Below are 7,521 nucleotides of genomic sequence, written 5' to 3'. Positions count from 1 at the left end.
GCCAACGCGCCGAAACCCTGCTCAAGCAGGACGACGCCAAGGCCATGGCCGCGCTGGACGAGCTGGACATGGCCATTGCCCGGTTGGCCAGTGAAGCGCGGGTCAGCGCCTGACACTTTTTATGGAGGCGAACCCTGTGGGAGCGGGCGCGTTCGCTCCCACAGGGTTCGCGTTACCAAAACGTAGATTGCAGGGAGCATTTTAATGCGCGTCATTCTTTTCAGCAGCCAGACCTACGACCGCGACAGTTTTCTCGGCGTGCCGCTACCGCCCGGCCTGGAACTGCAATTCCAGCCCGCACGGCTCACCCTCGACACCGTGGCCCTGGCCGAACATCACGAAGCGGTCTGCGCGTTTATCAACGATGACCTCAGCGCGCCCGTGCTCGAGCACCTGGCCAAGGGCGGCACCCGCTTGATCGCACTGCGCTCGGCCGGTTACAACCATGTCGACCTCGCCGCCGCCAAGCGCCTGGGCCTGACCATCGTGCGGGTGCCCGCCTATTCGCCGCATGCCATCGCCGAACACGCCGTGGCGCTGATTCTCGCCCTGAACCGGCGCCTGCATCGCGCCTACAACCGCACCCGCGAGGGCGATTTCAGCCTGCACGGCCTGACCGGCTTTGACCTCGTCGGCAAGACCGTCGGCGTGGTCGGCACCGGGCAGATCGGCGCCACCTTCGCCAAGATCATGGCCGGCTTTGGCTGCCACCTGCTGGCCTACGACCCGTTTCCCAACCCGCTGGTCCAGGCTCTCGGCGCTCGCTATGTGAGCCTGCCCGAACTGCTGGCCGAGGCGCAGATCATCAGCCTGCACTGCCCGCTCACCGCCGACAGCAAGCACCTGATCAATGCGCGCTCCCTGGCGCAGATGCAACCCGGCGCGATGCTGATCAACACCGGGCGCGGTGGCCTGGTGGACACCCCCGCGCTGATCGAAGCACTCAAGGACGGCCAGCTCGGCTACCTGGGACTGGATGTGTATGAAGAAGAAGCCCAGCTGTTTTTCGAGGACCGTTCCGACCTGCCCCTGCAAGACGATGTGCTCGCGCGCCTGCTGACGTTCCCCAACGTGATCGTCACCGCGCACCAGGCATTCCTCACGCGCGAGGCCCTGGCGGCGATCGCCGACACCACCCTGGCCAATATCGCGGCCTGGGCCGATGGCCGTGCGCAGAATCGTGTCGACGGATGATCAGCGGTCACATACCAGGCGCATGATCCACAGGCGCGCGTGCTAGGATGCCGCGCCTATTTGGAGGAACCATGGCCGAACACGATTTCCGCTTCAGCTTGCTGAGCCCGCAACACACCCTGATCGAATGCCGCGCCCTGGTGCCGGGCCGTTACCAGGTCACCGGCAACGGTGGTTCGATCAAGCATGGCGACGTACTGATCGTCACCCTGCGCGGCAGTAAAACCCTGTCGATGCGCCTCACCGTCGAAGGTGACGCGCGCTACTCCATCCGCCCGGCGGGCCAGTGGGTCGCCATGGCCCAAGGGCCGAAGTTCGGCGAGCTGGAGATTCACACCTGGAACGTCAACTGCGACAGCTGCGAGGCCGTGCTGGAGTTTGAATTCGCGGTGGAGACCAAGCTGACCAAGGAACCGCTGCAACCGGCCGCCAATGCGCGCATTGCGGAGTTGGGCTGGGCCAGCGAAGGCGCCAAGCACCGCTGCCCGAAATGCCAGAAGGCCGCGCAATGAAGGGCCTGCTTCTGCTGGCCGCCGTCGGTGCCGGCCTGATGGGCTGCGCCGGTGATGCGGTAAAGCTCAAGCAGGATCACAGCTACGTGGTGGAATGGATCGGTGAGCGGCCGCTGATGGATTACGCGCACCTGAGTGTCACCCTGGGCGCCGATGGTCGCGCCTACGGCAACGGCGGGTGCAACCACTGGTTTGCACCGTACACCGTGGAGGGCGAAAAACTCAGCTTCGGCAAGATCGGCAGCACCCGCAAACTCTGCGGCGACGCCCTGATGGAGCAGGAACACCGCTTCTTCCAGGCCCTGCAAGGCGTTGAGCGCTGGGACATCTCGCCGATCGAGCAGACCCGTTTCTGGCCTGCCGAAGGCAAACCCATTCGCCTGTGGCTGGAAGAAGGCTGATAGCGAAGCCCGCAGGCTCAATGGGCTCTAACTGTGGGAGGGGGCTTGCTCCCGATGGCGACCTATCAGTCAGCTCGTGTATTGACTGACACACCGCCTTCGGGAGCAAGCCCCCTCCCACATGTTCAACCGCGCAGGGCCTTGAGCTTGGCCAGCACGCCTTGCGCCGTCTGCTCGCCCATCAACTGCTCACGCACCTTGCCCTTGTCGTCAATGATGTAAGTCACCGGCAACGCTTCGCTGCGTGGAATATCAAAGATCCCGTCCGGGTTCTGTGCCAGCACGGTGAACTTGATGCCCAGCTTGTCGCTGGCGTCCTTCAGTTCTGCGCCCTGCACATTGTCGAAATTGACTCCGAACACGCCGACGTTCTGCCCTTTCAACTGTTCCGACAAGGCGTTGAGCTCAGGAATTTCCGTGCGACACGGGCCACACCATTCCGCCCAGTAGTTGACCACCAGCCATTGCTTGTCCAAGCGCTCGGCCGCAACTTTCTGGCCATATTGGTCAACGCCGTAGTCATTACCGCAGCCGCTGAGCAGCAGGGTTGTGATGATCGCCAATGCACCGATCAGTCGCCTTGTCATGGGATAATCCTTCGCAAAAATGAACGTTGGCTGCGGCTGATCGCCTCTTACGGTTTAAGGACCGGGCGCAGCGCAGGTAGAATACCCGCCACCTTACGCAAGATGCGACCCGCATATGACCGATCTGACGCTTTATCACAACCCGCGCTGCTCGAAATCCCGCGGAGCGCTCGAACTGCTGGAAGCTCGCGGCCTCGCCCCGACGGTGGTGCGCTACCTGGAAACCCCGCTGAATGCCGCGCAATTGAAAGCCCTGCTGACCAAACTGGGGCTCAGCGCACGCCAACTACTGCGCACCGGCGAAGAGGAATACAAAACCCTCAACCTGGATGACGCGACGCTCAGCGAAACACAGTTGATCGCCGCCATCGCCGAGCACCCCAAGTTGATGGAACGTCCGATCCTCGAAACCAGCGACAAAGCCATCATCGGCCGGCCGCCGGAGAACGTGCTGGAGATCCTGCCGTGAGTACGCCGTATGTGCTGGTGTTGTATTACAGCCGCAACGGCTCGGTCAGCGAAATGGCCCGGCACATTGCCCGAGGTATCGAACAAGGCGGGATGGAAGCACGCCTGCGCACCGTGCCGGCGATCTCCTCCGAGTGCGAAGCCGTAGCGCCGAGCATTCCGGCCGAAGGCGCGCTGTACGCCAGCCTGGATGATTTGAAGAACTGTTCAGGCCTGGCCCTGGGCAGCCCGACCCGCTTCGGCAATATGGCCGCGCCATTGAAGTACTTTATCGACGGCACCAGTAACCTCTGGCTGACCGGCGCCCTGGTCGGCAAACCGGCCGGGGTATTCACCTCCACCGCCAGCCTGCACGGCGGCCAGGAGACCACGCTGATGTCGATGCTGCTGCCGCTGCTGCACCACGGCATGCTGATCACCGGCCTGCCGTACAGCGAACAAGCGCTGCTCGACACCCAGGGTGGCGGCACGCCTTACGGCGCCAGCCACCATGCCGGGCCCGACGGCAAGCGCCTGCTGGATCAACATGAAATCGCCCTGTGCAAGGCCCTTGGCCTGCGCCTGGCGAAAACCGCTGTGCTGCTGGAGAACGGCCGTGGCCAAAAAACCTAAAATCCTGCCACCCCAGGCATGGCTGGAGCCGCGGGTCAAAGTCGCACGCGCGCTGAGCCTGCTGGCATTTTTCGGCCTGCTGGGTTTGCTGTGTGTGTATTACCTGTTCATCGCCGACCTGCACGGCGCACGCCCGTGGGTGATCCTGCTGATCGAGTTGGTGCCGCTGCTGGTGCTGGCGCCGGGGATGGTGACCGGCAGCGCGCGCGGACACTCGTGGATGTGCTTTGTGGTGAACCTGTATTTCATCAAGGGCGCGCTGGCGGCCTATGACCCGAACCGCCAGTGGTTCGGTGTGCTGGAAATGCTGGCGAGCCTGACGCTGTTCTGTACGGCGCTGCTGTATGTGCGCTGGCGGTTCCAGTTGGATCGGCGCTTGGCCGGCGAGGGTCAGCCAGCCTGACCCGCCGTCAGCGCGAGCAAGCCCCACGCCTGGAATGCAGTTCCTTGTGGGAGTGGCGGTGCGACGACTCAACTTGCCCGCGATGGCATCACCTCGGTCTCAATGATTGACCGTATACGCCAGCATCATCGACAACTGGCACATCGGCCGCCCACTCTCGGCATGCCACTGGTTGAAAGCCCCCTGCACCGTCGCGAGGTCGCGCAGGCTGGTGGGGGCCTTGTCGACGATCTTCTGCGCATGCAGTGCCGCGACCACGTCATCGCTCGGCACGAACGTATCCTTGCCCACCATGCGCAGGAAGCGCGGCGCCGACAGCCCGCCCAACTGATGGCCGTGCTTGCTCAGGTATTTCCACAAACCGACGATGTTGGTCACCTGCCAGTCAGCGATAAACACGCCGAAACTGCCCTTCTCATGGGCGATGTCGAGGATCATCTGCGCGTTGCGCGGCACGCTCTTGAGCTTGCCCAAGTGGCGGATGATGCGCGTGTCCTGCATCAAGCGCTCCAGGTGCTCGGCGCCCATCAGCACGACTTTTTCCGGGTCGAAGCCAAAGAACACCTGCTCGAACGCGGGCCATTTGGCATCCACCACGCTGTGCTTGAGCCCGGCGCGAAAAACCCGCAGCGCCAGGGTCGACAGGTAACGATCATCACTGATCTGGCGTAATTGCGCCGGGGTGTTGGGGACAGGCAGGTGGGCTTCCAGCTCGGCCGCCGAACCGAAGCGGTTCAGACAATATTCGTGCAGCCATTTGTAATCGCGCATGCCCTCTCCTGGGGATTGAAATCAAAACGGCGCCTGTGAGCGCCGTCGTTCAGAGCGTTGAGAAGCGTCAGAGGTTCACTACGTTGACGAAACGCGAAGCGGCGCTCTCGTCGATACGCAGGCTGGTGAAGTCGAACAGGTTACGGTCGGCCAACTGCGACGGGATCACGTTCTGCAAGCTGCGAAAGATACTCTCGGTCCGCCCCGGGGTCTTGCGTTCCCAGTCCTGAAGCATCTCCTTGACCACCTGGCGCTGCAGGTTTTCCTGGGAGCCGCACAGGTTGCACGGGATGATCGGGAATTGCTTGAAGTCGGAGTAGGCCTGGATGTCCTTCTCGTTGCAATACGCCAGCGGGCGAATCACCACGTTGCGTCCATCATCGGCACGCAGCTTGGGCGGCATGGCCTTGAGGGAGCCGTTGAAGAACATATTGAGGAAGAACGTCTCGACGATATCGTCGCGGTGATGCCCCAGGGCCATCTTGGTCGCACCGATCTCATCGGCAAACGTGTAGAGCGTGCCACGGCGCAGGCGCGAACACAGCGAGCAAGTGGTCTTGCCCTCCGGGATCAGCTCCTTGACCACCGAATAGGTGTCTTTTTCGACGATGTGGTACTCGATGCCCAGTGCCTTGAGGTAGGCCGGCAGCACGTCTTCAGGGAAGCCCGGTTGTTTCTGGTCCATGTTGACGGCGACGATCTCGAACTTGATCGGCGCGACCTTTTGCAAGTGCAGCAGCACGTCGAGCAGGGTGTAGCTATCTTTGCCGCCGGAGAGGCAGACCATGACCTTGTCGCCGTCCTCGATCATGTTGAAGTCGGCGACCGCTTCACCGGCCAGGCGACGCAGGCGTTTTTGCAGTTTGTTCTGGTTGACCGTAAGAGTGCCCATGGCGCTTGGATCCGCTAGAGGTGTGTGACGAAAAGCCGGGTATTTTACCGGTAAGGTTGGTCAAGTTCCAATGTGGGAGGGAGCAAGCCCCCTCCCACACTTGACTGCACTGCCAACTACAGACCGCGCCGCGATTAAGCTCACTGTTTACAGCGCGATTTGCTCTAAAGCCCTACGGTTTTTCCGGTCATCACTTCCTATACTGCGACTTGAGGTCGCACATAACTATCCAGACCTTTCAGGCCATCTGGCCCGTGGGCGCTCCGATGGGGGGCGATGGTAATAACAACAGGAGTGACTGGCATGATCCATCACGTCGTGGGGCTTTTTACCCATCCCGACCAGGAATGGCGGGAAATTCGTGGCGATAAAGAAGAAAGCGTCGGCCACATGTACCTCACACACACCTTGATTCTTGCGGCGATCCCCGCCGTATCAGCCTATATCGGCACCACTCAGATCGGCTGGGTCATCGGCAACCGCTCCCCGGTCATGCTGACCCAGGAAAGCGCCTTGTGGATGACCCTCATGTCTTACGTGGCGATGCTCGGCGGCGTAGCGGTCATGGGCGCCTTCATTCACTGGATGGCGCGCACCTACGACGCCAGCCCCAGCATGGCGCGTTGTATCGCCTTTGCCACCTACACCGCCACACCGCTGTTTATCGGCGGGCTGGCGGCGCTCTACCCGCACATGTGGCTGGGGATGGTCGTTGGCACGGCGGCGATCTGTTACACGGTGTACCTGCTGTATGTGGGGTTACCGACGTTCATGAGCATCGATCCGGACGAAGGCTTCCTGTTTTCCAGCTCGGTGTTGGCCGTGGGCCTGGTCGTGCTGGTGGCAATCATGGCGTTTACTGTGATCGTCTGGGGCCTGGGCGTTGGCCCGATCTATACCAACTAAGCGGTTTCACCCAGCAGGCAAGGCCACCGCAAGGTGGCTTTGTGCGTCATGCATGACCATTCGGCGCCTGACCGATTCGGAAACACCCGCCTTTGCGGCATACTGAGCGCCTCTGGAGATAGGTACAGCATGCCCGAGCAACTCAATACCCGCGTCGAAGATTGTTTCCTGCTAGCCGAATCCTTTTTCAAACGAAACTTCAAACGCCCCCAGGTCAGCCTCAAACTGCGGGGCCAGAAGGCCGGTGTCGCGCATTTGCACGAGAACCTGCTGCGCTTCAACCCACAGTTGTACCGAGAAAACAGCCAACACTTCCTCAAACAGACCGTGGCCCATGAAGTGGCGCACCTGATCGCCCACCAATTGTTTGGCGAACGCATCCAGCCCCATGGCGAGGAATGGCAACTGATCATGCGCGGCGTGTATGAACTGCCGCCGGACCGTTGCCACACCTATGAAATCAAGCGCCGCCAGGTGACCCGCTATATCTACCGCTGCCCGTGTGCCGACAGCGACTTCCCGTTTTCGTCACAGCGCCATGGGTTGGTGAGGCAGGGGCGGCGTTATTTGTGTAGGCGCTGCCGGCAGACGTTGGTGTTTACCGGGGAAACCCGCGTTGAGTGAAATATGCGGTGTGTGTGGGGGCCTCATCGGGGGCAAGCTGAACTGGTCAAGTAATTTTGGACACCAGTTAAGGTTTCACGCCGCCAGTTTCTCCATAGCTACCGGCGACCGGTAGCCGTTGTAGCTATGGAGCCTGACGTTGTTGTATCGC

At 61.5% G+C, this 7,521-nt stretch carries 11 protein-coding genes; 8 read left to right on the top strand and 3 right to left on the bottom strand.

Annotated elements, in window-relative coordinates:
* The first annotated feature begins 204 nt into the window (after positions 1-204).
* The 3 genes from L9Z73_RS21425 to L9Z73_RS21415 all read left to right on the top strand — a co-directional run bounded on the left by L9Z73_RS21425 (position 205) and on the right by L9Z73_RS21415 (position 2,107).
* A complete protein-coding gene (locus tag L9Z73_RS21425; RefSeq protein WP_247405166.1) occupies positions 205-1,194 on the top strand; it encodes a 2-hydroxyacid dehydrogenase in 990 nt (329 codons plus the stop codon).
* A gap of 71 nt (positions 1,195-1,265) precedes the next feature.
* Positions 1,266-1,706 carry a hypothetical protein gene (locus L9Z73_RS21420; protein ID WP_169881558.1) on the top strand — a complete coding sequence of 147 codons (441 nt, stop codon included), beginning with the start codon at positions 1,266-1,268 and terminating at the stop codon, positions 1,704-1,706.
* Positions 1,703-2,107: an META domain-containing protein gene (locus L9Z73_RS21415; RefSeq protein ID WP_247405163.1), complete on the top strand. Its 405-nt coding sequence runs from the start codon at positions 1,703-1,705 to the stop codon at positions 2,105-2,107. The genes L9Z73_RS21420 and L9Z73_RS21415 overlap by 4 nt, the downstream gene beginning before the upstream one ends.
* Positions 2,108-2,232: 125 nt before the next feature.
* Here the strand turns inward: L9Z73_RS21415 and L9Z73_RS21410 are convergent, their stop codons facing one another.
* Positions 2,233-2,694 (bottom strand): TlpA disulfide reductase family protein, encoded by a 462-nt coding sequence (locus tag L9Z73_RS21410; protein ID WP_247405160.1) that lies wholly within the window; start codon positions 2,692-2,694, stop codon positions 2,233-2,235.
* A 115-nt stretch (positions 2,695-2,809) separates the two neighbouring features.
* Between L9Z73_RS21410 and arsC the strand changes: the two genes are divergently transcribed.
* Genes arsC through L9Z73_RS21395 form a run of 3 tightly spaced genes read left to right on the top strand, consistent with a single transcriptional unit; the run spans position 2,810 to position 4,177 of the window.
* Positions 2,810-3,163, top strand: coding sequence for an arsenate reductase (glutaredoxin) (gene arsC, locus L9Z73_RS21405; protein ID WP_247405158.1), 354 nt, complete (start codon positions 2,810-2,812; stop codon positions 3,161-3,163).
* Positions 3,160-3,774: an NAD(P)H:quinone oxidoreductase gene (wrbA, locus tag L9Z73_RS21400; protein WP_247405155.1), complete on the top strand. Its 615-nt coding sequence runs from the start codon at positions 3,160-3,162 to the stop codon at positions 3,772-3,774. Before arsC ends, wrbA begins: the two co-directional genes overlap by 4 nt.
* On the top strand, positions 3,758-4,177 hold the full coding sequence (locus L9Z73_RS21395; RefSeq protein ID WP_247405153.1) for a DUF2069 domain-containing protein: 420 nt from the start codon (positions 3,758-3,760) through the stop codon (positions 4,175-4,177). The genes wrbA and L9Z73_RS21395 overlap by 17 nt, the downstream gene beginning before the upstream one ends.
* Positions 4,178-4,276: 99 nt before the next feature.
* On the opposite strand, the gene L9Z73_RS21390 is transcribed toward L9Z73_RS21395, so the two are convergent.
* Both L9Z73_RS21390 and ttcA read right to left on the bottom strand, forming a co-directional pair.
* Positions 4,277-4,948 carry a DNA-3-methyladenine glycosylase I gene (locus L9Z73_RS21390; protein WP_247405150.1) on the bottom strand — a complete coding sequence of 224 codons (672 nt, stop codon included), beginning with the start codon at positions 4,946-4,948 and terminating at the stop codon, positions 4,277-4,279.
* A 67-nt stretch (positions 4,949-5,015) separates the two neighbouring features.
* A complete protein-coding gene (ttcA, locus tag L9Z73_RS21385) occupies positions 5,016-5,840 on the bottom strand; it encodes a tRNA 2-thiocytidine(32) synthetase TtcA (protein WP_247405146.1) in 825 nt (274 codons plus the stop codon).
* A gap of 303 nt (positions 5,841-6,143) precedes the next feature.
* Here ttcA and L9Z73_RS21380 point away from each other — a divergent pair, with 303 nt between their 5' ends.
* Both L9Z73_RS21380 and L9Z73_RS21375 read left to right on the top strand, forming a co-directional pair.
* Positions 6,144-6,746, top strand: coding sequence for a Yip1 family protein (locus L9Z73_RS21380; protein ID WP_247405141.1), 603 nt, complete (start codon positions 6,144-6,146; stop codon positions 6,744-6,746).
* 129 nt (positions 6,747-6,875) lie between these two features.
* Positions 6,876-7,370, top strand: coding sequence for a SprT family zinc-dependent metalloprotease (locus tag L9Z73_RS21375; RefSeq protein WP_247405138.1), 495 nt, complete (start codon positions 6,876-6,878; stop codon positions 7,368-7,370).
* The last annotated feature ends 151 nt before the right edge of the window (positions 7,371-7,521 follow it).

This window comes from Pseudomonas emilianonis, assembly GCF_023072625.1.
Lineage (GTDB): Bacteria > Pseudomonadota > Gammaproteobacteria > Pseudomonadales > Pseudomonadaceae > Aquipseudomonas > Aquipseudomonas paraveronii.
The sequence above is the reverse complement of the archived record's forward strand: the minus strand, read 5'-3'. Positions and strand labels throughout refer to the sequence as shown.